The organism is Bifidobacterium myosotis, from assembly GCF_002259745.1.
Lineage (GTDB): Bacteria > Actinomycetota > Actinomycetes > Actinomycetales > Bifidobacteriaceae > Bifidobacterium > Bifidobacterium myosotis.
This window is the reverse complement of record NZ_MWWW01000003.1, coordinates 1-22,303: the sequence shown is the minus strand read 5'-3', so window position 1 is coordinate 22,303 and position 22,303 is coordinate 1. Positions and strand designations below refer to the sequence as shown.

General features: G+C 62.9%; 19 protein-coding genes. 11 read left to right on the top strand and 8 right to left on the bottom strand.

What is annotated here, in order from left to right:
* The first annotated feature begins 3 nt into the window (after positions 1–3).
* On the top strand, positions 4–744 hold the full coding sequence (locus tag BMYO_RS01445) for a phosphoglyceromutase (protein ID WP_094666824.1): 741 nt from the start codon (positions 4–6) through the stop codon (positions 742–744).
* Between the two features lie 499 nt (positions 745–1,243).
* On the opposite strand, the gene phoU is transcribed toward BMYO_RS01445, so the two are convergent.
* Positions 1,244–1,918 (bottom strand): phosphate signaling complex protein PhoU, encoded by a 675-nt coding sequence (gene phoU / locus BMYO_RS01440; protein WP_094666823.1) that lies wholly within the window; start codon positions 1,916–1,918, stop codon positions 1,244–1,246.
* A 171-nt stretch (positions 1,919–2,089) separates the two neighbouring features.
* Between phoU and BMYO_RS01435 the strand changes: the two genes are divergently transcribed.
* Entirely contained in the window at positions 2,090–3,289 is a 1,200-nt protein-coding gene (locus tag BMYO_RS01435) for a sensor histidine kinase (RefSeq protein ID WP_094666822.1), read from the top strand.
* Positions 3,290–3,334: 45 nt separating this feature from the next.
* Here the strand turns inward: BMYO_RS01435 and BMYO_RS01430 are convergent, their stop codons facing one another.
* Both BMYO_RS01430 and serC read right to left on the bottom strand, forming a co-directional pair.
* The gene (locus tag BMYO_RS01430) at positions 3,335–3,589 is read right to left on the bottom strand and encodes a DUF2530 domain-containing protein (RefSeq protein WP_140493570.1); all 255 of its coding nucleotides are present in this window, start codon (positions 3,587–3,589) and stop codon (positions 3,335–3,337) included.
* Positions 3,590–3,626: 37 nt separating this feature from the next.
* Entirely contained in the window at positions 3,627–4,772 is a 1,146-nt protein-coding gene (gene serC / locus BMYO_RS01425; RefSeq protein WP_094666821.1) for a phosphoserine transaminase, read from the bottom strand.
* Between the two features lie 517 nt (positions 4,773–5,289).
* Here serC and BMYO_RS01420 point away from each other — a divergent pair.
* From BMYO_RS01420 to BMYO_RS01405, 4 genes are all read left to right on the top strand, one after another.
* Complete coding sequence (locus tag BMYO_RS01420) at positions 5,290–6,240, top strand: CHAP domain-containing protein (protein WP_094666820.1); 951 nt, start codon at positions 5,290–5,292, stop codon at positions 6,238–6,240.
* Positions 6,241–6,587: 347 nt separating this feature from the next.
* Positions 6,588–7,322, top strand: a complete 735-nt coding sequence (locus BMYO_RS01415) for an NlpC/P60 family protein (protein ID WP_094666819.1) — start codon at positions 6,588–6,590, stop codon at positions 7,320–7,322.
* Positions 7,323–7,485: 163 nt separating this feature from the next.
* On the top strand, positions 7,486–8,214 hold the full coding sequence (locus tag BMYO_RS01410) for a C40 family peptidase (protein WP_094666818.1): 729 nt from the start codon (positions 7,486–7,488) through the stop codon (positions 8,212–8,214).
* Positions 8,215–8,439: 225 nt separating this feature from the next.
* Positions 8,440–9,477 carry a universal stress protein gene (locus BMYO_RS01405; RefSeq protein ID WP_094666817.1) on the top strand — a complete coding sequence of 346 codons (1,038 nt, stop codon included), beginning with the start codon at positions 8,440–8,442 and terminating at the stop codon, positions 9,475–9,477.
* 227 nt (positions 9,478–9,704) lie between these two features.
* Here the strand turns inward: BMYO_RS01405 and BMYO_RS01400 are convergent, their stop codons facing one another.
* Positions 9,705–10,118: an OsmC family protein gene (locus BMYO_RS01400; protein WP_094666816.1), complete on the bottom strand. Its 414-nt coding sequence runs from the start codon at positions 10,116–10,118 to the stop codon at positions 9,705–9,707.
* Between the two features lie 343 nt (positions 10,119–10,461).
* On the opposite strand from BMYO_RS01400, the gene BMYO_RS01395 reads away from it, so the two are divergent.
* From BMYO_RS01395 to BMYO_RS01385, 3 genes are all read left to right on the top strand, one after another.
* Positions 10,462–11,262 carry a thymidylate synthase gene (locus BMYO_RS01395; protein WP_181163373.1) on the top strand — a complete coding sequence of 267 codons (801 nt, stop codon included), beginning with the start codon at positions 10,462–10,464 and terminating at the stop codon, positions 11,260–11,262.
* Positions 11,263–11,471: 209 nt separating this feature from the next.
* Positions 11,472–12,134 (top strand): dihydrofolate reductase, encoded by a 663-nt coding sequence (locus tag BMYO_RS01390; protein WP_094666815.1) that lies wholly within the window; start codon positions 11,472–11,474, stop codon positions 12,132–12,134.
* 105 nt (positions 12,135–12,239) lie between these two features.
* Complete coding sequence (locus BMYO_RS01385) at positions 12,240–12,770, top strand: low molecular weight protein-tyrosine-phosphatase (protein WP_094666814.1); 531 nt, start codon at positions 12,240–12,242, stop codon at positions 12,768–12,770.
* Between the two features lie 138 nt (positions 12,771–12,908).
* Here BMYO_RS01385 and BMYO_RS01380 read toward each other — a convergent pair whose 3' ends face one another.
* A complete protein-coding gene (locus BMYO_RS01380; RefSeq protein WP_094666813.1) occupies positions 12,909–13,241 on the bottom strand; it encodes a branched-chain amino acid transporter permease in 333 nt (110 codons plus the stop codon).
* Positions 13,238–14,167 carry an AzlC family ABC transporter permease gene (locus tag BMYO_RS01375; protein ID WP_094666812.1) on the bottom strand — a complete coding sequence of 310 codons (930 nt, stop codon included), beginning with the start codon at positions 14,165–14,167 and terminating at the stop codon, positions 13,238–13,240. Before BMYO_RS01375 ends, BMYO_RS01380 begins: the two co-directional genes overlap by 4 nt.
* 403 nt (positions 14,168–14,570) lie before the next feature.
* Between BMYO_RS01375 and BMYO_RS01370 the strand changes: the two genes are divergently transcribed.
* Positions 14,571–15,632 carry a LacI family DNA-binding transcriptional regulator gene (locus BMYO_RS01370; RefSeq protein ID WP_094666854.1) on the top strand — a complete coding sequence of 354 codons (1,062 nt, stop codon included), beginning with the start codon at positions 14,571–14,573 and terminating at the stop codon, positions 15,630–15,632.
* Between the two features lie 120 nt (positions 15,633–15,752).
* Here BMYO_RS01370 and lacZ read toward each other — a convergent pair whose 3' ends face one another.
* Complete coding sequence (gene lacZ / locus BMYO_RS01365) at positions 15,753–19,361, bottom strand: beta-galactosidase, LacZ type (protein ID WP_420807275.1); 3,609 nt, start codon at positions 19,359–19,361, stop codon at positions 15,753–15,755.
* An 800-nt stretch (positions 19,362–20,161) separates the two neighbouring features.
* Here lacZ and BMYO_RS01360 point away from each other — a divergent pair.
* Positions 20,162–21,649, top strand: coding sequence for a glycoside-pentoside-hexuronide (GPH):cation symporter (locus BMYO_RS01360; protein WP_094666810.1), 1,488 nt, complete (start codon positions 20,162–20,164; stop codon positions 21,647–21,649).
* A gap of 151 nt (positions 21,650–21,800) precedes the next feature.
* Here BMYO_RS01360 and BMYO_RS11975 read toward each other — a convergent pair.
* A partial coding sequence (locus BMYO_RS11975) for a transposase (protein ID WP_143249087.1) occupies positions 21,801–22,303 on the bottom strand: 503 nt, incomplete at its 5' end.

Genomic DNA, 22,303 nt, shown 5'->3' with positions numbered 1-22,303 from the left:
CGTATGACTTACAAACTAGTACTGCTCCGTCATGGACAGAGCGCATGGAACAAAACCAATCAGTTCACCGGCTGGGTCGACGTCCCGCTGACCGAGCAGGGTGAGGCTGAGGCCAAGCACGGCGGCGAGCTGCTCAAGGAGAAGAACGTCCTGCCGGACATCGTCTTCACCTCGCTGCTGCGTCGTGCCATCAACACCGCCAACCTCGCGCTGGACGCCGCCGATCGTCTGTGGATTCCGGTCGAGCGCAGCTGGCGTCTCAACGAGCGTCACTACGGCGCTCTGCAGGGCAAGAACAAGACCGAGATCCGTCAGGAGTACGGTGACGAGAAGTTCATGCTGTGGCGTCGTTCTTACGCCACCCCGCCGCCCGAGATCGACCCGGACGATCAGTACGCCCAGAACCACGACCCGCGCTACACCGGCGACCCGGTTCCGGAAGCCGAGTGCCTGGCCGATGTAGTCAAGCGTGTCGAGCCGTACTTCAAGTCCGACATCGAGCCGCAGCTGCGCGCCGGCAAGACCGTGCTGATCGCCGCTCACGGCAACTCCCTGCGTGCCATTGTCAAGATGCTTGACAACCTGACCGAGGAGGAGATTGCCAAGGTCAACATCCCGACCGCCATCCCGCTGCTGTACGAGCTGGACGAGGACTTCAAGCCGATCAAGCCGCGTGGCGAGTACCTGGACCCGGAGGCCGCCGCCGCCGGTGCCGCCGCCGTCGCCGCTCAGGGCCAGAAGTGATGTTGGCGGCGTAGTCCGTCACGTCATACGTGCATAAGCGCGATAACAGCAATACTCACAAGGGGAGTCGCACCCATCCGTGCGGCTCCCCTTGTCGCATAAGTGGGGCCACAAGTGTTTTTCGTACGTCCACCATGTAGAGAACTTCCCACCATGTAGGGAACTTCCCATGATGTAGGGATTGCCCCACCGTGTAGGGAACGAAAATGGCTGTATTCCGCGGAAAACACGACATGGCCCATGTGGGCATCCCTACACGATGGGAAGTTCCCTACACCGTGGGGGTATTTCCCGCGCTGCCGTGTCACCATTGTTGCGTAGCAGCGTGCCACCGTGCACAAGGCATAAGAAAACGGCGCCCAGCCGTAGCCGGATCGCCGTTTCAGGCATCCCCGAGGGGATAAGCATCATGCCGACGTGCCAATCGCCACCATCACTGCGATACCCGTATCCCCGGTGTTTCGCAGATCAGCGTTGACGCGCCGAACTCGCTCGAGTCTTACTCGATGGCGCCTTCCTCATCGCGGGCAGGCTTCTTGGACGGATCGAAGCCGGAGACGATGTACACCACGCGACGGGCGGCGGAGACGGCGTGATCGCCGAGACGCTCGAGGAAGCGGCCCAGAAGCACGATGTCCACGGTCTGCTGACGGGTGATGCCGTCGGACAGAGCCAGCTCGAAGGTCTTGTGGTGCAGTTCGTCGAGCTTGTCATCGTTGAGGATGATGTGCTCGGCGGTCTTGGCGTCGCGGTCGGACAGCATAGCGATGAGCTGGTCGGCGGTGTCGCTCAGGAATTCGAGCATCTCGGCGAACACCGGCTGCGCTTCTTCAGGCAGCGGGGAGGCCGGGTAGGTGCGGCGGGCGCCTTCGGCAACGTGACGAGCGAGATCGCCCATACGCTCGAAGGTGGAAGCCAGACGCAGCGTGGACACCACAACGCGAAGGTCAGTGGCCACCGGGTTCTGCTTGGCGAGCAGACGGACGCACTGGTCGATGATGGAGGACTCAAGGGCATCGATCTCGATGTCGCCGTCGATGACGGTCTGTGCGGCCTCGACGTCCTGCTTGAGCAAAGCCTCGCCGGCGCCATTGATCGCCTTACGCACATCCTGCGCCATGCGGTCGAGGTCGTCAGCAACCTGCTTCAGCTCCTCGTTGAAAATAACGCGCATTTCTCTAGCCTTTCATGCTTTGGTATTGCAACCTCTCTCAGTGTATTATTCCAGCTTTCTCGCCCTACTTCAACGTAGGCAATAGCAACCTCAAGTTGTTTCATTGTTCATTGGGTTGTTCACTTGCAATTCATGTTCTCGGCGTGCCGCGCGGTGTGGGAGAATGGACCCATGACCCTGATGTCGATTCCCGTTGCTGTGGCGCTGGTTGCCGCCGCCGTCCTGTTCGTGGCCATCGTGGTGGCGTTGGTGTTGGGGATGGCCACCGGCCGCGTCCGGATTGCCGGCTTCCGCGGCCATTCCTCCGCCGATGACGGGGATGATCTGCCCGACGAGGCGGCCACGCTGCTGTCGATGATGCCCGGTGTGTCGATCGTGGTGGATGCCAACGACGAAGTGGTCCGCTCGAGCCCGGACGCCTATCGCTTGGGCGTGGTGGCCGACGACGCCATCGTGGATCGGACGGTGCTTGACGCGGTGCATGAGGCCCGCCGCTCCGGAGGCAAACGCCTTTTCGACCTGACGACCACAACGCCGCAACGGTATGTGGCGGAAGCCAACCGCGCCGAGCACGTCGAATCCCGGACTTCCAGCCGACCGAACTGGCTGAAGGTGACGGTCGGCCGCATCGATGACCGCTTCGTCATCGTGCTGGTCAATGACGTCAGCGACGCGATTCGCTTCGCGCAGGTGCGTGATGCGTTCATCATCAATGTGTCCGAACAGTTGCTCGGCCCCACCGAGGCGCTGGGGAAGCTCGCCGATGAGCTTGAGAAGGGCGAGCTTGATGGGCAGCAGATCGCGCGGGACGCTCGGCAGGTGCGGTCGAGCTGCGACAAGCTCAACCACATGGTTTCCGATCTGCTGCTGCTCATCCGTGCACAGGAGCCGATCACGCCGTCCTCGGCCAACCGGCTGCCGTTGCTGGATCAGGTCCGTGAGACGGTGGAGCGTTTGCAGCCGCAGGCCGATCGCTTCGGCGTCGGACTGACCGTATCCGGCGACGCCGATCTGGTGGTCAATGACGAAGGCGGCCAGATTGACAGTGCCGTGACCAAGCTCGTCGAGAACGCCATCGGCTATTCGCCCGAAGGCGGCGCGGTGGGTGTGTCCGTGACCAGGTCCAAGGGCGGGGACAGTGCGGTGATTCGGGTGATCGATCACGGTGCCGGCATCGACAAGAAGGCCCAATCGCGCATCTTCGAGCGCTTCTACCGCGGCGCCGATCAGAATGCGCGCACCGCGGACGGCGTGGGACTCGGACTTGCCATCGCCAAGCACGTCGCGCTCACGCATCACGGCGACATCACCGTGTGGAGCGCGCCCGGTCAGGGCAGTACGTTCAGCCTGACGCTGCCGTTGGCACAGTGACCAACGCGGGCGGCCCGATGCGGGCGTCTTATCCATAGTTGCGGCTTACTGTCCCAGCCGTCGGTAGTCCCAGCGGTCGAAGTACTCCCAGATCAGCATGAGCACCCCGATGATCACGCCGGCAGCGCACAGAATCACGAATGACACCGTGTCGTAATGCAGTACGAGCAACACCAGCGAGACGATGAGCGCCACGGTCCACAGGCCGGTTCCAATGCCGAATACCTTGCGCAAGTCCACGCGTACCGGTTTGGGGGCAGGCTTGCGGACCGCTGGGTCGATGATGGGCGCGAATTTCATAGTCAGTACTGTAGTAAAAAGGTCGGTCAACAGCCGATTACTGCAGATGCTCGACCACGTAATCCACGCACTTGGTGAACGCGATCACATCGGACGGCTCCACCGACGGGAACACGCCGACGCGCAGCTGGTTGCGGCCCAGCTTGCGGTAGCCTGCGGCGTCCACGATGCCGTTTTCGCGCAGGACGGCCAGAACCTGGCTTGCCTGCACGCGCTCGTCCAGATCGATGGTGACCACCGAATGCGACCGGGCGTCCGGGTCCGTGACGAACGGCTGCGCGTACTGCGAGCGTTCCGCCCACGAGTACAGGATGGAAGCGGACTTGGCGCAGCGTGCGGCCGCCCAGTCCAGACCGCCGTTGTTGTTGAGCCATTCGATCTGGTTCGCCATCATGATGAGGGTGGCGACTGCCGGGGTGTTCAGCGTCTGGTCCTTACGCGAGTTGTTCAGTGCGGTCGTCAGCGAAAGGAACGGCGGTACCCAGCGGCGCGCCCCCTCAAGATGGGCGCTGGACTCCACGCCGGCGGCGCGTTCGATGGCCTCGGGAGAGAGCACCGCGACCCACAATCCGCCGTCGGAGCCGAACGCCTTCTGCGGGGAGAAGTAATACACGTCGGTCTGGGTGATGTCGAGGGGCAGGGCGCCTGCCGCGCTGGTGCCATCGATGACGGTCAGCGCGCCGGCCTCACGGCTACCGGGCACGCGGCGAATCGGCGCGGCGACGCCGGTGGAGGTCTCATTGTGGGCCCAGCAGTAGGTATCCACGCCTTCGGTGAGCTCGGGCAGACGGTAGGTGCCGGGCTCGCCTTCAAAGATAATGGGGCGCTCGAGGAACGGCGCGTTCGCGGCGGAGGCGGCGAATTTGGCGCTGAACGAGCCGTACGAGCCGAAGGCGGCCTGACGGGTGATGAGCGAGGCGCAGGCGATCTCCCAGAACGCGCTGGCGCCGCCGTTGCCCAGAGCCACCTCGTAGCCATCGGGCAGATGGAAGAATTCGGCCAGTCCCTCGCGGATGGAGCCGACCACCTGCTTGACCGGGCTTTGGCGGTGGGAGGTGCCCATCAGCGTGGTGGCGCCGGCGTCGATTGCGGCAATCTGTTCGGGACGGATTTTGCTGGGGCCGGAGCCGAAGCGTCCGTCTTCGGGCTTCAATGATTCGGGGATGTTCACAGTCACTGTCATGGCTTCAAGGGTAGCCAGTGCCGGGCGCGAATGCGCAGATTTCCCGATTATCGGCTATTAGATTGAGCAGGCATGGTCAGGAGTCGGTGCCGACGGAGCGGCGCTGCGGGAACGCGTCCACGGTGAACGGAATGAGGCGGGGAGCCGGCACCGACGGATGGACGCGGTAAATGTGAAGGACTCGCGCGGATAGCGTTCCATAAGGAATGCGTATAGCACGGCGTTCAAGGCGCATCATGCGGGTGCCGGGCCGTCCGTGCGCGGGTTCGCGAGGAGCGACAGGCGGGCCTGAAACCGGGAGAATACTGGGGAAAACTCGTGAAACGTCTTGTGAAACACTTGCCGTTCGATGGGTGGCGTATAAATCATGGATGACCGAGGACACGCCGTAGCTGACCCCGGATGGTCCCGTAATGGTTTGCCGGTTGACCCGTGGGCGTTGTACAGTGGGCAATTGTGACGGTACGGTGACGCCCCCACGAAGGGGCGTTCGAGCCCATCCAAGGAGTTATGAGTTATGAAGCACGCCTCGCATAAAGCGACCAAGGTCTCACACCAGAAGTTCAGCTTAGCGAAGGCGCTCTTCGCCTCCGGCAAAGGTTCGCATTCCGTGCGTGCGGTGCGTGCGGTGCAGGCCGCAGGCGGCGATGCCATGGTTCTGGGGCTTGACCCCGCGGTCGCCGAGAAGATCAACGAGATCGCACCGCAGACCCGTCGTTCCATTCGTCAGGCCGCCCGCGCGGCTGAACGCCGCAGCCATATTCTGGCTTCGGCCTCCCTCGCCGCCTTGGTGGGCACTGCGGCCACTTCGATGGCCTTCGCTTCGCAGAACGGTGAAGCTCCGGTGCTTGCCGATCCGGCCACCACGACCACTCAGCTCAAGCGTGTCAGCGATGTGTCCAGCGCCTCTCGTTCCGAGGCCCGCACCGAGCTCACCTCACCGGTCGCCACCCAGTCCACCAACGAAGGCGGATGGGGCCTGAGCAACTCCGAAAGCGCGCTCAACACCCAGCTCATGAACCGCAACACCGCGAACAACCCGGTGGTCTCGGTGCTCATGGATGAGGACAGCGCCGCACTGCCGGCCGGCTATAACCCGAACCACGACGCCGGCACCAGCGGCAACAACTATCCGTGGGGCCAGTGCACATGGTATGCCTACAACCGTCGCACCGAGCTGGGGCTGCCCACCAGCGGCAACTTCGGCAATGGCGGCCAGTGGGCCGATTCCGCCGCCGCCCTTGGGTACTGGGTGGACAACACTCCTCGCCATGTGGGCGATGCCGTGGTGTTCGCTCAGGGGCAGGCCGGTTCCGATCCGGTCTACGGCCATGTGGCCGTGCTAGAGAAAATCAACGCTGACGGCTCCATCGAGGTCTCCGAATCCAACGTCAAGGGTCTGGGCGTGATTTCCCATCGCACGTTCAGCGCAGCCGATGCGGCCAAGCTCCAGTTCGTGCATTACTGATCCATTACTGATTATTGATTCCTTGCTCCGAGGCTCGGACATCGACATCGAAGATTCGTCCGAATGCGGGCTGAATGACAGTCGGACATGGTCGGCGGGTTGAAGACGATTTGAAAGAATGAGACTCGGCGGGCATTCATGGACCTGCCTTTCGACTACAAATTCAGTTTGAATCCAGCTCGGGGACACGCGCACGGTCCGCTGTGACCGGACTTGCAATCATCTGAGAGCTTGCTGGGTATTGCTGGCGTCAATAGGCGACACGCCGATGAAATCCCAGTTATTATGCGGCATTGCCAGCCGATTCCCAGTATTCGTTCATATTTGGTGGCTACCGTTCAGGGGCTATGAGGACTTTTCCCCGAATCGCTTCCGTGATTGCGGCGTGCACGGCCGCCGCAAGCCTGTTCGCATTCGCCCCTACGACCGCCATGGCCGATGAGGGCATCGTGACCGCCACCAAGTCGTTCCCGACGGTCAGCACCACTCGAGAGAACCTGACCGCCGAATCCACCTCCACCGAAGTCGAGGGCGACTCCAGCTGGGGTGGCATCGAGACGTTGAACGTGCCGCAGGCCGCTTCTCAGGCCGAGAAGGATGCGGCTGCCGCCGAAGCGGCGCAAAAGATTCAGGATGAGGCCGCCGCGGCTCAGGTGCAGAGCCAGATGGAGGCCGCCAGCCGTGGCCAGGCCCGCAGCACCATGTCCTATACGGAGCTTGACGGGTCCGTCTCCGCCGGTGCCGCCGCATCCATCGACAAGGCGTACTCGCTGATCGGCCAGAGCATGGACTGCACCGCACTGGTCAGCTACGCCCTCGCCGCACGCGGCATCAACTTCCATGGCTGGCCCGAGGAGTACGCCAATGTGCCGGGCGGCCAGATCGTCACCGACGGCTCCCTGCAGCCGGGCGACATCCTCATCTACGCCAGCACCGGTGGCTGGAACGGCGGCGCCCATTACGACCATGTGGCACTGTATGTGGGCAACGGTCAGGCGGTGCACGGCGGTTGGAACGGCTACACCGTGGCGCTGGCCGGCGCGATGCTCAACCAGGTGACCATCGTGGTGCGCATCCCGTGACGCTTCCCGCCGGGTGGGACGGCATGGACGGAACCGGCCATGCCGGATAGCTGTATGCCGTGTGTGTCGGCGTAACCGATATCGAAAAGCGAACAGGGGTGATGTTCGTTACAAGGCCTTCGGACGTTCCGTCCGGAGGCCTTTATGGTAAGGTGGTGCGTTGATGATGAACGTTAAGCAGATTCTTTCCGCGTCGGCTGCGGTAGTGGTCGCCGCTACCATGTTCGCAGGTGTGGCACCGAGCGCCAGCGCCGCGGGTACGGCGGATGACAGTACTGTGGTCTCCTCTCGCTCCTTCCCCAAGGCCTCCGCCGCCAAGGCGAATCTTCTGGCCGAATCCACGTCCACTTCAGTGGATGACAATGCTAATTGGGGCGGCATTGAAACGTTGAACGTGCCGCAGACCCAATCCCAGTCCGAGAAGGATGCCGAGGCCGCGCAGAAGGCCGCCGACGAGGCATCCCAGGCGCAGACCGAGGCATACGCGGCCAGCCGTTCCGAGCAGCGCGCCGAGATTCCTCAGGTCGATCTTGGCTCCATGAACGGCGGCGGCGCCGATCTCGCCAAGTTCGCCATGCAGTTCCAGGGCTATCCGTATGTGGCCGCCGGCAACACCCCGTCCGGCTGGGATTGCTCCGGCTTCGTGCAGTATGTGTATGCCCAGTTCGGCATCTCCCTGCCGCATTCCTCCGGTGCACAGGCCGCTATGGGCACGCCGGTGGCCAACCTCGCCGAAGCCCAGCCCGGCGACATTCTGGCGAATGGCATCCATGCCGCCATCTACATCGGCAACGGCATGGTGATCAATGCCATGAATCCGGTGCAGGGTACGCAGATCGCCGACGTTTCCGTATTCGGCGGCAACCCCTACTCCATCCGCCGCATCCTGTAGTCTCCCCTGGAACCCGCCTTGAGCGGCGGTGAATGCATCCAAATCAGCTGGCTGCCGAAATAGGGACGGCAATCTGCATAACGTGACGGAAATGACCATTCGGGCGCGTCCTTCGGGGCGCGCTTTTCTCGTTCTTTGGGCGGCGCATACCACGCAATCCGAGTGTCGCGGGGTATTGTGGGAGATACGCAGAACAGGTTCCGCGATAACTTCAAGGAGGTCGTCATGATTAACGACAAGGCCATTCTCGTCGGCGTTGACGGGTCGCATGCCAGCTACAAGGCAACATGGTGGGCCGCGAATTATGCGAAACATGCCGGACTCACGCTGCAGATCGTCTGTGCGTATTCCCTGCCCAGCTATGCCGCCGTTTCGTTCGATGCCACCTACACGGCGATGGGGGATGACAACGCCGCGCATTCCGATGCCCAGGAGATTCTGTCCAAGGCCAAGGCCATCGCGGATGAGCAGGGCGTCGAAGCCGCCACTCTGATTGTCACCGGTGATCCCGCGTCCGTGTTCGTGGAGTTGTCGCGCAACTACAATCTCATCGTCATCGGCAACCGCGGCAAGGGCGGACTGGCCGAGCGTCTGCTGGGCACCACCTCGTCGTCATTGCCCGCATACGCCTATTGCCCGATTGTCGTGGTGCCCTACACCGACGATGACGGCAACCTCATGCACCTCAACAACACCATCACCAAGGTGGCCGTGGGCTCCGACGAATCCAAGTGGGGTCTCAAGGCGCTTGACATCGCCGCGGACTTCGCATCCTCTTGGGGCGCCGAGCTCGACGTGATCTCCGCTGTGCCGAACCTCAAGGGCGTGGACGGCGAGGACGCCGTGATGGAGTCCTACAAGGAGGACCTCGACGTGCGCATCAAGCCGTTGCAGGAGGCGCATCCGGACCTCACGATCAACAAGCAGATCGTCTCCGGCCCGGCCGTGAGCGCCCTGACCAAGGCCAGCTTCGATCATGACGTGGTCGTCGTCGGATCTCGTGGCCGCGGTGGCTTCACCGGCCTGCTGTTGGGCTCCACCAGCCAGGGACTGCTGCAGCACGCCGTAGGTCCGGTCTACGTGGTGCCGCGCAAGTACGTGGAGGCCGCGGAGTCCCGCCTCGATACCGTCCCGAGCTCGCCGGCGGAAGTGCCCACCAAGTCCTTGGACGATATCGCCGGAGTCGAGGAAATCCCGGTGCCCAAGGCCGAGCCCGAGGTCGCACATCAGATCGAGGCCACCATCGATCCGAAGCACGAGTAGTCGGTAGGTTTGGCAGTGGCTCCTTGGCTAGAGGGAGCTGGCGGCTGAATGCGACAGGTATAACAGTGGCTCCCCTCTCTGAGGGGAGCTGTCGAACGTAGTGAGACTGAGGGGAGTTACGGGCGGATTCCGGACTCCCCTCAATCGGCTTCGTCGACAGCTCCCCTCAGCGATGGGAGCCATTGCCATATGCGCCGTATATAGCGTATATACGGCAGATCATTCCATCAGTGCTTGATGGTCACGTTCATGCGTACCGGGGTCTCCTGCACATAGGTGTGCTTGACGGTGCAAGCCTTATCGATGTGACGGGTCACGCGTTCCTTGAGCTTTTCGGCGTCCTCCTCGGACAGCCCGGCATCGGAGGCGTCCACCACGACCTGCTCGTCGAAGCCGGTGTAGGCGTCGTTTTCGGGGTCGTAGGTGCCGTCCACCACAATCTTGGCACCCTTGCCCTCGCCCAGCGCGTGTTCGACGGCGAACTGGCTGGACAGCGCCGCGCAACCGGCCAGCGCGACCTTCATCAGGTCACCCGGCGTGAACTGGCCTCGATCCTTGCCGAACTTGATGTGTGCGCCGTCGTCGCTGAAGGCGTCCCACGAACCATCCTTGTTGCGTTCTACCCACAGTCGCTTACCCATAGTGTGCCTCCTTACGGCATCTCATGGCATTGTTGACCTCTCCATTATGCCCCGGCAGGTCGTTCGACGGGTGGAGGAACTCATCGATGGCGGAAAATGCCGGTTGCCGTCTGACTCGGGCAGTTTGTGGCGCGGTGCGGTTCGTGGTTTGGGCGAGCAGAGCGGTCGGTGTGGGGCTGGTCTGGCCTAGGGCGGTGCGGTTCGTCGTCGTGGCAGTCGGGCCATTGCGGTGGGGCGGCGCGGTCGGGCCCCTGCCGCTACCATGGTGGGCATGGCTTTGACTGAAGAACAGCTCGCTGACATCCGCACCCGCATCCCGTCTCGTCCGGACACGGACATTCCGATGCCGTACGAGGATCTGGTGCGCAAGATCCTTATGGAAGGCTCGCTGAAGTCCGATCGTACCGGCACGGGCACCATCTCCCTGTTCGGCCAGCAGATGCGGTTCGACCTGTCCCGGTACTTCCCGTTGCTCACCACCAAAACCGTGTTCTTCAAGGGACTGGCGTATGAGCTGCTCTGGTTTCTGAAGGGGTCCTCCAACATCCGCTGGTTGCAGGAGCACAACGTGCACATCTGGGACGAGTGGGCCGACGAGAACGGTGATCTGGGGCCCATCTACGGTGTGCAGTGGCGCTCATGGCCGGCCCCCACGCCCGAAGACCCCAACCGCACCATCGATCAGATTGGCAATGTGCTCGATTTGCTGAAGCATCATCCGGATTCCCGCCGCATGGTGGTGTCCGCGTGGAACCCGGCAGAGGTCGAGCAGATGGCGCTACCTCCGTGCCACGCCCTGTTCCAATTCTATGTGGCCAACGGGCGTTTGAGCTGCCAGCTGTACCAGCGTTCGTGCGACATGTTCCTCGGCGTGCCGTTCAACATCGCGTCCTACTCGCTGCTCACGCTGATGATGGCCCAGCAGACCGGCCTGGAACCCGGTGAGTTCGTCTGGACCGGCGGCGACTGCCATGTCTACGACAACCATATCGACCAGGTGCTCGAGCAGCTCTCCCGTGAGCCGTATCCGTATCCCACCATCGAGATCCGCAAGGCCGATTCGCTGTTCGACTACGACTACGACGACTTCACCATCGTGGATTACCGCCATCATCCGACCATCAAGGCTCCTGTGGCGGTGTGACGACTGCCGCCTTCGGCTGTATGCGGCCTTACTATTCGGCTGCGGACGGCCTGCGGACGACCCTGCGTACGGCCCTGCGCACGATGCGTTGGGCCGTCCGTCCGCCGGGTCGGCGGGCCGGGGACAGGGCGAGACTCCGCGGTCGGCCGGTCCGTCTGGCATGCCCATTACACTAAGGGCAGTTCCGCAATCCAGGAGGAGTAAGCGAAATGGAGCATGACAGTAGCCGTACCGGCTATCACGAACCCGAGCCCGGATCTGCCGGGCTGTCTGCCACTGAGGAGGATTGGGGTGACGATTTCCCCAAGACGTTCTCGGTGAATCTGATTTGGGCCGAAGCCCGCGACAAGGAAGGTCGTTCGGGAGCCATCGGCCTTAATGGCGGCATGCCTTGGCATCTGTCCGAGGACATGAAGCATTTCAAGGAGCTGACCGTATCGCATCCGGTGATCATGGGCCGTAAGACCTGGGAGTCGCTGGATCTCAAATACCGTCCGCTTCCCAACAGGGACAACATCGTGGTCTCGCGCGACCCGCTGTATCGCGCGCCGGGAGCCACGGTGGTCACCAGCCTTGACGACGCCCTCGATCTGGCCCGTCAGGAGGCCATCCCGGACGATGGTCTGGACCGTTCCGAGATCTGGATCATCGGCGGCGCGCAGCTGTTCGCCGAGGCGCTTCCGTTCGCGGACAAGGCCTACATCACCGTTCTGGCCGCCCATGTGGACGCCGACGCCTATGCGCCGGACATGGCCGCGCTCGTCGAGGCGGGCCTGTGGCGCGAAGCCGAGGTGGGGGAGTGGCGCACTCCCGATGACCACACGTCCGGCGTGGAATCATACCGATTCATCACGCTGGTCAAAACCAAGTAGCCGTGGATGGTCGGCCTCTGATTGACATTGACAGGGGCGACCATCGTGCGATACCTGCAATATCATCGGCCGGACCCCGTGTCCTCGAATCGAATGGAAAGCGCTATGAGCACCACCAAGCCCTACACCGTCATGACCGTCTGCACCGGCAACATCTGCCGCTCGCCGATGGGTGAGATCATTCTGCGCCACTATTTCGAGGATCGCGGCCTTGGCGACAAGGTGGATGTGGAATCCAGCGGCGTGTCCGATGAGGAATGGAGCCATCCGATCGACCCCCGCGCCGTGCGGGTGCTGCGCGAACGCGGGTACGGCGATGAGATCCCGCGCGATCATTTCGCCCATCGCATCTCCCGTGACGAAATCGCGCGTACGGATCTGTTCCTGCCGATGACCGCATCCCACATGCGCGCGCTGTTGCGCATGCTGCCGGCCGGCAAGCGCGCCGAAGTGCATATGTACCGCAGCTTCGACCCGAACCTGCCCAAGCCGAAGCCCGGGCGCGAGGACCAGATCGATCTGGTCGATCCGTGGTACGGCGGTCCGCATGAGTTCGAGGTGGCCATCGACCAGATCGAAGAGGTCGCGCCGTACATCGTCGACTGGGTGGCCAAGCAGCTCGATGCCGAGTCGTGACGGTCGGCGATTCACGGCCGCCAATCCACGGCCGTCGATTCGTCGTATCGACGGCCGCATAGGCCGCGTCGAATGTTCCGGCACCGCCGTCTTCTCAAGTGGAGGATGACGGTGCCGATTGCGTAGGTCCCGGGGATGTCAGAACACCAGCTGCACCAGCAGCATGTAGGTCACGGTTCCGCCGGCGATTGACAGCAGCATATTACGTTTCCAGCAATGCAGGGCCACGATCACCGCACAGGCGATGAACTCGGGCGCACCGTGGGAGCCGGTGAACACCGGGGTGTTTCGTAGGGAATACGCCACTAGTAGTCCGGTCATCGCATACGGCAGCACCGCACCGAGATACTCGATGATGCGCGGGGGCTGTTTGGACTCCGGGAATATCAGAAACGGCAGGAATCGCGTGAGCATGGTGCCGACTACCACTGCCACGATGGTGGCCACGCCCTGCCAGACGGTCATGATCATGCCTGATGAGCCTCCTTCGGGCCGGGTGCGGGGGAGTCGTGAAGTTCGTGTGAGCCGCGCGATTTGTGCGAAATCGTGTCGTCATTGACGGCGGCGTCGGCGGAGTCGGGGGTATCATCGGTAGCGTTGCCGATCCTGAGCGTATCCAGATACGGGCGCAGCAACAGGAACGCCACAAGCATCACGGCCATCGACGGAATCATGAAATCGTTGGCACCGAAGATTACCAGACAGGCGAGGGAGGCCAGCACGCCGATGACGGCGGCAAGCCGTTCGCGATGATGCCCGCCCAGCCATTGGTCAAGGAAAATCACCAGAAACAGTGCGGTGAGCACGAAATCGAGTCCGTTGGTGTCGAACGGCAGATGCGACCCGATGAGACCGCCGAGCGTGGCACCGATGACCCAGTAACTCTGGTTGCAGGCCGTGACCCAGAAGTAGAACCATCCCCGGTCGATGCCGTCGGGGATGCGGGCGGTGGAATTGATGGCGAAGGTTTCGTCGCACATGCCGAAGATAAGGTACGGGCGCTTCCAGCCAAGACCCTTGAACGACTTGAGCATTGACAGCCCGTAGAACAGATGTCGGGCATTGACCATCAGCGCAAGCAGGAACGCGGCGATCGGGTTGAATGCCGAGAGCAGCAGATTCACGGTGACGAATTCCATCGACCCTGCGAAGATGAACGCGCTCATGCACATCGGCCATGCGAAGGAGAACCCTTTGGTGCCCATCAGGATGCCGTATGACGTGCCGAGGAACAGGAATCCCAGACAAATCGGCACGGTAAGCGGGAATGCGGCCTTCAGAGCCGCGAGGACATCACGGCGCGGTGCGGACCGGCGGTTGCTGGCGTTAGTTTCGGTTTTGGCTACGGTTTCGGCTACGGTTCCGGTATCGGTGCCGGTGCCATTACCGTTGCCCATATCCCGCCTTTCTTCCGCAGTTGTTTCGATGCCTTTGTCCGCAAGACAAACGGGACAAGGATAGCGCGCACGGGGGAGCCGTCGCCGGAATCATCCACACGATGGCCGGGGCGCCTGCTGGATGCGGTAGGGCGTCGGTCGCTCGCATACGATCGCCGGGGCAGGCGAAACAGACTGCAAGTATGCGGGATAACGAAACCGCCGCGTACATACAGTCCCGAATAAGGCCGAAACGGACTGTAAGTATGCGGGACCTTCGACAGGCCGCATACTTACAGTCCGTTTGGTGCCGCGCTCGCCGTCCGATGGGGTATGCTGGTAAAGTTTTTTACTAAAATCGACGGTGTCAATGCGCGGACGGTGCGGATAGTGCGGACGGCGTTGATGCATGGGGAGGATGCTGATGGCCACGTTGAAGGAGGTCGCCGAACGGGCCGGGGTATCGCAGAGCACGGTGTCGCGCCTGCTGAACGATCCGTCGTTCTCGATCAAGGAGGAGACGAAGCGGCGCGTGCTGCGCGTGTGCGAGGAGCTGGGCTATCGCGACGTGTTCCGCCCGGCGATCGCGGTGCTGGACGCGCCGCCCTCGGGCGAGGAGCTGCAGGACGCATACTTCGCCGAACTGCGCGGAATCGTGGAGGAATGCGCGCGGTCGCTGGGACTGGACCGGCCGGTGTTCGTCCATTCCATCCGTGAGCTGATCGAACGGGCCGGCGAGTTCGACGGGTTCGTGACGATTGGGGCGACCGTGTTTCCCGCGGACGATTTGCGTGCATTGCACAAGGTGCTGCCGCATGGCGTGTGCATCGACACGAATCCCGCGCCGCATCTGTTTGACTCGGTGTGCCCGGACCTGTCGCAGACCATGCTGGATGCACTGGACGCGCTGATCGCTGCCGGGCGTCGTCGGATCGCGTTCATCGGCGGCGTGGGCAGCCTGATGGGACTGCATGACTATCCCGAGGACATCCGTGAGGCGTCGTTCCGCCAATGGGCAGCGCATTTGGGGCTTGACGTGGATGGGCTGGTGTACTCGCGCGGCACGTTCACGGTCGAAAGCGGCTACGAGCAGGCTTCGCGTCTGGTCGCCGACCATCGCGGTGGCGGGGAGGGCGGCCGGATAGGCGGGGCGAACGGCGCCGATGCCACCGTCGATGACGGACACGGTGACATGCCGGACGGTCTGATCGTGGCGGCGGACGTGCTTGCGGTGGGTGTCCTGCAGGCGCTGAACGCGTTGCAAGTGCGCGTACCGGATGAGCTGGCCGTGGTCAGCGTCAACAACCAGTCCATCGCTCGGTACACGTCGCCCTCGCTGAGCTCCTATGCCATCGACCAGCGCGAACTTGCGCGTACGGCTCTGACCACGCTGATTGACGGGCTCAAGCACGAGCGCAAGGTCCGCCGTCATGTGCTGCTCACCACCGAGCTCGTGGCGAGGGCCAGTTTTACGCCGCAGCTGTGAGATGCCGATTGGAATCGTTGCTGTCTTGGCGCTGAGCGGATCGGACGGCAACGGTATCGGTGTTTGCCTTGGTGACATTGCCGCCGAGGCAAACACCGATACGGTGTGGGATGACGGCGGTCAGATGCGTTGGATGTCCACGTCGAGGGTGAGTGGTCTGCCTGCGGGCAGCTGGTAGGCGGGGTGTACGGGCGCGCCCCACGAGTCGTCGCCGCCGACGCCCATCTGCCCGGCAAGCAGTCGCAGGTACGTATGCCGTGGCTCGGGCAGGTCCCTGCGCCTGCGTGCGGCCTCGATGGTGGTCGTGTCCCACGGCAGCAGGCTTGCGGCGAAGTGGCGGTCGCCATGTTGGCGGATGCGCAGACCGTGGCCGTGGATGTCAGTGGCCTCGAGCCAGCGCACGTCCTCCCGGTTGCCAGTCTCCTGGACCATGAGGTACGGTGCGAAGCTTTCCGCGGCCGTGGTATTCCAGATGCCGAGCCGGCCGCCACGCTTGCGGTCGCGGTAGGTCTCCTCGGGGCCAGGGCCGTAGTAGCGCAGCCGGTCGTATTCGCGTGGCAGCTCCCATTCGATGCCGAAGGCGGGCAGACTGGCCGTGTCGGGGTCGGTGCCCGGATATTTGACGGTCAGGTGCAGGCGCATGGCCGGGTCGATGCGGTAGATGATGAACGCGGGTGTGCGATCGGGGTCGGCGAGCTCGAACTGGTATTCGGCGACGAGTTCGCCGTCGTCGGTCCGGTTGATGTGCGTGCCGGTGGTGACGGCGTAACGGCCGGCGGGGAACCATGCGGCGCGGTCGAAGCCGGAGTGGTTGCCGCGGTCGTTGTCGGTCAGTGGGCGGAAGGTGACGATGTCGGGGCGACGGATCACCATCTCGCGTCCGTCTCGTTTCCACGAGACCATGCCTCCCTGTGTGCGCGACAGGAGGATTTCCTCGTCGGCGCGTCGGATGCCCGCGTTCCAGCGGCCGAGCGTGACCATGGCGGAATCGTTGCCTGTGGGGGCGGCGTCGTTGCTGGCGCAGGTTGCGACGAGCCTGTCGTTGATGATGTGACTCCTTTCGGTTTCGGGCGTGTGGGGGCGGTTTTCGTTGCCGGAGCGGGTGCCGGACGTGCGCCCGGCGTTGAGGACGCCGACGAGCTGGCCGAACGCGAGCTGGTAGCCGGCCGGGGCCCAGTCGGTGGCGTTGGCGAGACACAGATCGACCTCGTAGACGACCTCATGCACGCCGTCACTTGGGCTTGGGCTTGGGCTTGGACGGGTGCCGGTGTTGGTGGAGCCGTTGGCGTCGGTGATGGCGTTGGCATCGGGGTAGTCGATGTCGTGGCGTGTGGTCTGGCCGGCGGGTACGTCGAATTGGTAGTCGCAATGCCAGATTTCGCGGCCGTCCAGGAGGAGTCTGGCGGTGAACAGGTAGTCGTCGGTGCCGGTGAATTGGTTGCGGTTCTCGATGGTCACGCCGTGCCCGTCGGGGGTTAGGCGGATTGGCGAGTACAGTTGTTTGATTTCCTGGGCCTTGGGGCTGGGGGTGCGGTCGGCGAACACGATGCCGTTGCCGGCGAACTCGTAGTCGGTGGGCCGGTCGTCCCAGTCGCCGCCGATCGAGAGGCGTTCCGTGCCGTCGGGCAGGCGTTGGACGAGGGCCTGGTCGATGTAGTCCCAGATGAACCCGCCCGCATAGCATTCATGGGATTCCAGGTCGGTGAACTCGTCGAGCCCGCCGCACGAGTTGCCCATTGCGTGCATGTACTCGCAGCTCATGAACGGCTTTCGGGGCTTGCCGCTCGTGTTGGCTGCGTGGTTCTGGTGTTCGAGCCAGTCGCGGATCTCATCGGGTTTGGCGTACATGCGGCTTTCGAAGTCGCTGATCGCCTCGTACTCGCGTTTCCAGGTGACGCCCTCGTAGTGGACCGGCCGGGTCGGGTCGATGGCGTGCGCGTGTTCGCTCATGGTTTTGAGGACCTCGCCGGCGTAGGATTCGTTGCCCAGTGACCAGATGATCACGCTGGGATGGTTGCGGTCGCGCTTGATCATGCTGTCGAGCCGGTCGAGGCAGGCTGGCGCCCAGTCGGGGTCGTCGCCGGGGATGGACGTGCCGACCGGGATGTCGCCGGGGCTGTTCCAGCTGCCGTGGGTCTCGAGGTTCGTCTCGTCGATCAGGTAGATGCCGTATTCGTCGCACAGGTCGTACCAGCGGCTCTGGTTCGGGTAGTGGCTGGTGCGCACCGCGTTGATGTTGTGCCGCTTCATGAAGCGGATGTCCCACAGCATGTCCTCCTCGGTGACCGCGCGGCCGTGACGGCAGTCGAACTCGTGCCGGTTCACGCCGCGCAGTACGAGCCGTCTGCCGTTGATCTTCAGCACGCCGTTCTCGATGCCGATGCGGCGGAAGCCGAGGCTGGTCTGGGCGGCCTCCAGGACTTTGCCGTTCGTGTCGTACAGGGTGACGGTCAGCGTGTACAGGTTCGGCGTCTCCGCGCTCCACGGGTCCACGCCCTCGAGCGTCGCCTCGGCGTGAAGCGTGCCGGTGACGGTGGATGACGTGACGGTTGACGTGTTTGCGATTGTCGTGTCGGTGATTGACCTGTCAGCTATTGGCGTGCCCGCGACGAGGGGTGTGGCGGTCTGCCAGACGACCGTGCCGCCGTCCATGTCCGTGAGCGTGACGTCCGCGACCGTCGCATGGGCCGCGCCCTCGATCGTGGCGTCCACGGTGAGCAGGCCCTGTTTTGCGTCCGGATCCCAGTCCGCGATGGTGTTGAGGTCCGCGATGTGCGCGACCGGGCGGGCGGTGAGCTCGACCGAGCGGAACAGGCCGTGCAGACGCCAGAAGTCCTGGTCCTCCAGCCAGCTCGCGCTCGAATACTCGTAGCACGCCACCGCCAGCACGTTCGGGCCCGGGCGGAGAGCGGTCGTGACGTCGAACTCGCTGGGCGTGAACGAATCCTCCCCATAGCCGACGAACACGCCGTTCAGCCACACATAGACCGCGGTCGCCGCCCCATGGAAGGTGAGCGTCACACGCCGGCCATCCGCGATTGCCCGCGCCACCTCGCCCTCCGGACGAAACACGCGACGATACAACGCCACATGATTGTCAGCCGGAACTGCCGGAGCCTCAAGATTCTCATGACCATCCCACGGATACTGCACATTCACATACCGCGGTGGGAGCAATCCCGCGAGTTCCACATGGCCCGGCACGGTGATGCTGTCGAAGTCGGAATCGTCCAGTTCCGGGTTGGCGAACCAGGGGCATGCGTTGGGGAAGGCCATCGTCAGGGCGACAGTTTCGAGCGCTGTCGGTTTGAGCGCTGCTGTTTTGAGGACGGCCGTTGTCAGGGTGTCTGCCTTGTCATCGGTGACGGTCGGAGGAGTCGTTACCGATACGGAGTCGTGGAATGTATCGGATTTCGTGCTGGTGACCGTTCCTGTTTCGACTTGTGCGGTGCTGTCGACGTTAGATGCCCGATGTGGGGTCGGGGTCGGGGTCGGGAAGCCAACGGCCGGTGCTGTCCGGAGGCATACGCGCCATGTGCCGTCCAGACTTTGGCTGAGGTCGCTGGTTTCGCCATGCCGCGGGTTATGCGACCAGCAGGCATGGTCGGAATGGGCGTCCAGCCGGTTGACTGCGAACGTTCTCGGATCGGTGAGCCAATCCGTCGTCGGTAGGTCGTCGGCGCGGTGGGGGAGGGGGCGGGCTCCTTGTGCCTCGTTGATGGTGTTCATGGTGTCCTCGCTTGTGCTGGGGAATTGCGTCGCGTCGTTGTCGCCGCAATGCAGGAATCAGTTCACTGGATTCTTGCGTGATGATGATAAATATTTTTACTTAAAAATGCAACTTCTTGTGTTTCTGTGGGCGTGGTGTTGGGGTCTGGGGTGAGGGCTTGTGCTGAGGTCTGGCGGGTTGGGGTTGGCGGGTTGGGGTTGGGTGCGTTGGTTAATGGGGTAGCGGGCTTGTTTTGTGTGCGTGGGCGGGCGTTGGGCGTGGTCTAGTGTCCGTCTCGCAATTGTTTGAGTGGTATCGGCCCTCTCTGATGGGACGTTGCATACAAACAGCGGAGCTGTTTGTATGCAACGTGCGAGCCGGCAGGCGAGCCGGCAGGCGAGCCGGCAGAACACGTATCGCGTCCTTAATTGCAGGAAGAGCTGGCCCGCGAAGCGGGTCTGAGGGGTGGTGAATTAATCAGCGAATTTCTGACGTAGGACATTAGGTGTCGCTGAAGCGTCGCGTTTCTTCTTGATGTTGTGTGCTTGTCGCGGGCTGAGGTGTGGTGGGCAGCTGATTGTTGGCGGGGTGGCGCGCGTAGTCGTCCAATGCTGGGGTGTTGACGGTTGTTTCGCTGGTTGTGTCGTCGTGGGGGTGGTGTGGTTTGCGCTGATTTCCTACGTGATCTTCGCACTACTTTGCCTGCGAATATTGCGACACGCGATAATATTTTTTACTTATTTTAGACAGTTCTATACTCGCGTGGTGCGGGTTCGGTGAGGTTCCCGCTGACAATGTCGTAGGTCGCAAGGAGGCCGATATGGACGAATCCACAACACAACATGCGCAAGCGCAGCAACGACAGGAACCGGAAGAAGCAAGACGCAATATCGGACGTCGTATTGCGTATGCGGTGGGTAATCTGGGTCAGGCGGCGTTCTATAACACGATGAGCACGTTCTTCATCACGTTCGTGACGACGGCGTTGTTCGTGAACGTGGACAAGGCGTTGGCGGCGCGCATGATCGCGATCATCACGGGCCTGGTGGTGGTGATCCGCATCGCGGAGATCTTCCTCGACCCGCTGCTGGGCAACCTCGTGGACAACACGGACACGCGTTGGGGCCGGTTCCGCCCGTGGCAGTTCATCGGCGGCATCGTGCCGGGCATCCTCCTGGTCATGGTGTTCACCGGCCTGTTCGGCCTGGTGGACGTGAACACGGGCGTGTTCATGGTCCTGTTCGTCGTCGTGTTCATCCTCCTGGACGTGATCTACTCGCTGCGCGACATCTCCTACTGGGGCATGATCCCCGCGATTTCCACCGACTCGCGCGAGCGCGGCGTGTACACCGCGCTGGGCACGTTCACCGGATCGATCGGCTACAACGGCGTCACCGTGATCGTCGTGCCCATCGTCAGCTGGTTCACTTGGAAGTTCACCGGCCAGTGGGCGCAGGGCCGGTCCGGCTGGGCCGCGTTCGCGATCATCATCGCCGTGCTCGGCCTGATCACCGCGTGGAGCGTCGCGTTCGGCACCCGCGAGAACCAGGACCAGTTGCGCGCCAAGGCCCGCGAGGGCGGCAACCCCATCCAGGCGTTCAAGGCCATCGCCCAGAACGACCAGCTCCTGTGGGTGGCATTGAGCTATCTCCTGTACTCGGTGGCGAACGTGGCCACCACCGGCGTGCTGTTCTACCAGTTCAAATACGTGCTCGGCGCCCCCGACAGCTTCTCCATCGCCGGCGTCATCCCGATCGTCACCGGACTGGTCACCACGCCCCTCTACCCGGTGCTCAACCGACGCATCCCGCGCCGCTGGCTGTACGTGGCCGGCATGGCGTTCATGATCGCCGGCTACACGCTGTTCATCATCAATCCTATGAACCTGCCCACGGTCATCGTCGCGCTCGTGCTGTTCTACCTTCCCGCGCAGACCATCCAGATGACCGCGATCCTGGGCATGACCGACTCCATCGAATACGGACAATTGAAGACCGGCCGGCGCAACGAGGCCGTGACCCTGTCCGTGCGGCCCATGCTCGACAAGATCGCCGGCGCCCTGTCCAACGGGATCGTCGGGTTCGTGGCCGTCGCCGCCGGCATGGTAGGCGACGCCACCGCCGCCGACATGACCGCCGCCAACATCCGCACCTTCAAGACCTGCGCATACTACCTGCCATTGGGTGGCATTGTGTTGAGCCTCGTCGTATATCTGCTCACAGTCAAAATCGACGAGAAAATGCACGAAGAGATTGTCGCCAAGCTTGAAGAACAACTCGGCGGCGGCGATGGGGCCGATGCGGAGTGAGGTGTGGCCTCGGTACGGCCTCGCATGGCGGAATCGAGGCCCGGTCTCGTGAGGAAGCGAAGTCCTGGTATGCCGCGTCATTAATTCGTTGATTATTTTTTGGGCTCTTCGGGTGTTTGTGTGGGTGTAGATTGCTGGTCTGGCCTGCTGGCTATTGGCGTCCGGGGAGTGTGAGGTTGAGTCCTCCGCATTTGAGCATGACGAGGCTGATGAGGTTGTCGAGGTTCCTGTAGCCGTAGCCGATCTTGATGGTGGTCTTGATCTTGTTGTTGATGGCCTCGAGCCTGGCGTTGGACAGTCCGGAACGGATGGTTGCGAGGATGTCGAAGTGGCGCCTGGCGATCTTCTCTCCGAGCGGGACGAAGCCCGGGATGCCGGACAGGAACGCGTCCGCGGCCCATTGGCGCAGCAGGGGCGCGGCCTCGTCCGCCGTCTGCTTGAGGATCATCCTGAGGCGTTCCTTGAGCTTGTACGCCTCCCAGAGGGTCTCGTTGGTGTTCGCCACGCACTCCAATTGGGCCTTCTGGCCGGCGGTCAGGTCGTTCTCGTTCTTCAGCAGCGCCCAACGCGCGCCCTTGATCGGGTCCTTGGCGCCCTTCCGGGCCGTGCCGGCCTTTCTGGCCTCGCGCCATGCGGCGGTGCGGACCTTGTCGA

What these genes read in the sequence shown, in the direction of transcription:
- BMYO_RS01445 (WP_094666824.1), top strand. Translation starts at nt 4, where the DNA reads ATGACTTACAAACTAGTACTGCTCCGTCATGGACAGAGCGCATGGAAC.
- phoU (WP_094666823.1), bottom strand. Translation starts at nt 1,918, where the DNA reads ATGCGCGTTATTTTCAACGAGGAGCTGAAGCAGGTTGCTGACGACCTC.
- BMYO_RS01435 (WP_094666822.1), top strand. Translation starts at nt 2,090, where the DNA reads ATGACCCTGATGTCGATTCCCGTTGCTGTGGCGCTGGTTGCCGCCGCC.
- BMYO_RS01430 (WP_140493570.1), bottom strand. Translation starts at nt 3,589, where the DNA reads ATGAAATTCGCGCCCATCATCGACCCAGCGGTCCGCAAGCCTGCCCCC.
- serC (WP_094666821.1), bottom strand. Translation starts at nt 4,772, where the DNA reads ATGACAGTGACTGTGAACATCCCCGAATCATTGAAGCCCGAAGACGGA.
- BMYO_RS01420 (WP_094666820.1), top strand. Translation starts at nt 5,290, where the DNA reads ATGAAGCACGCCTCGCATAAAGCGACCAAGGTCTCACACCAGAAGTTC.
- BMYO_RS01415 (WP_094666819.1), top strand. Translation starts at nt 6,588, where the DNA reads ATGAGGACTTTTCCCCGAATCGCTTCCGTGATTGCGGCGTGCACGGCC.
- BMYO_RS01410 (WP_094666818.1), top strand. Translation starts at nt 7,486, where the DNA reads ATGATGAACGTTAAGCAGATTCTTTCCGCGTCGGCTGCGGTAGTGGTC.
- BMYO_RS01405 (WP_094666817.1), top strand. Translation starts at nt 8,440, where the DNA reads ATGATTAACGACAAGGCCATTCTCGTCGGCGTTGACGGGTCGCATGCC.
- BMYO_RS01400 (WP_094666816.1), bottom strand. Translation starts at nt 10,118, where the DNA reads ATGGGTAAGCGACTGTGGGTAGAACGCAACAAGGATGGTTCGTGGGAC.
- BMYO_RS01395 (WP_181163373.1), top strand. Translation starts at nt 10,462, where the DNA reads ATGCCGTACGAGGATCTGGTGCGCAAGATCCTTATGGAAGGCTCGCTG.
- BMYO_RS01390 (WP_094666815.1), top strand. Translation starts at nt 11,472, where the DNA reads ATGGAGCATGACAGTAGCCGTACCGGCTATCACGAACCCGAGCCCGGA.
- BMYO_RS01385 (WP_094666814.1), top strand. Translation starts at nt 12,240, where the DNA reads ATGAGCACCACCAAGCCCTACACCGTCATGACCGTCTGCACCGGCAAC.
- BMYO_RS01380 (WP_094666813.1), bottom strand. Translation starts at nt 13,241, where the DNA reads ATGATCATGACCGTCTGGCAGGGCGTGGCCACCATCGTGGCAGTGGTA.
- BMYO_RS01375 (WP_094666812.1), bottom strand. Translation starts at nt 14,167, where the DNA reads ATGGGCAACGGTAATGGCACCGGCACCGATACCGGAACCGTAGCCGAA.
- BMYO_RS01370 (WP_094666854.1), top strand. Translation starts at nt 14,571, where the DNA reads ATGGCCACGTTGAAGGAGGTCGCCGAACGGGCCGGGGTATCGCAGAGC.
- lacZ (WP_420807275.1), bottom strand. Translation starts at nt 19,361, where the DNA reads ATGAACACCATCAACGAGGCACAAGGAGCCCGCCCCCTCCCCCACCGC.
- BMYO_RS01360 (WP_094666810.1), top strand. Translation starts at nt 20,162, where the DNA reads ATGGACGAATCCACAACACAACATGCGCAAGCGCAGCAACGACAGGAA.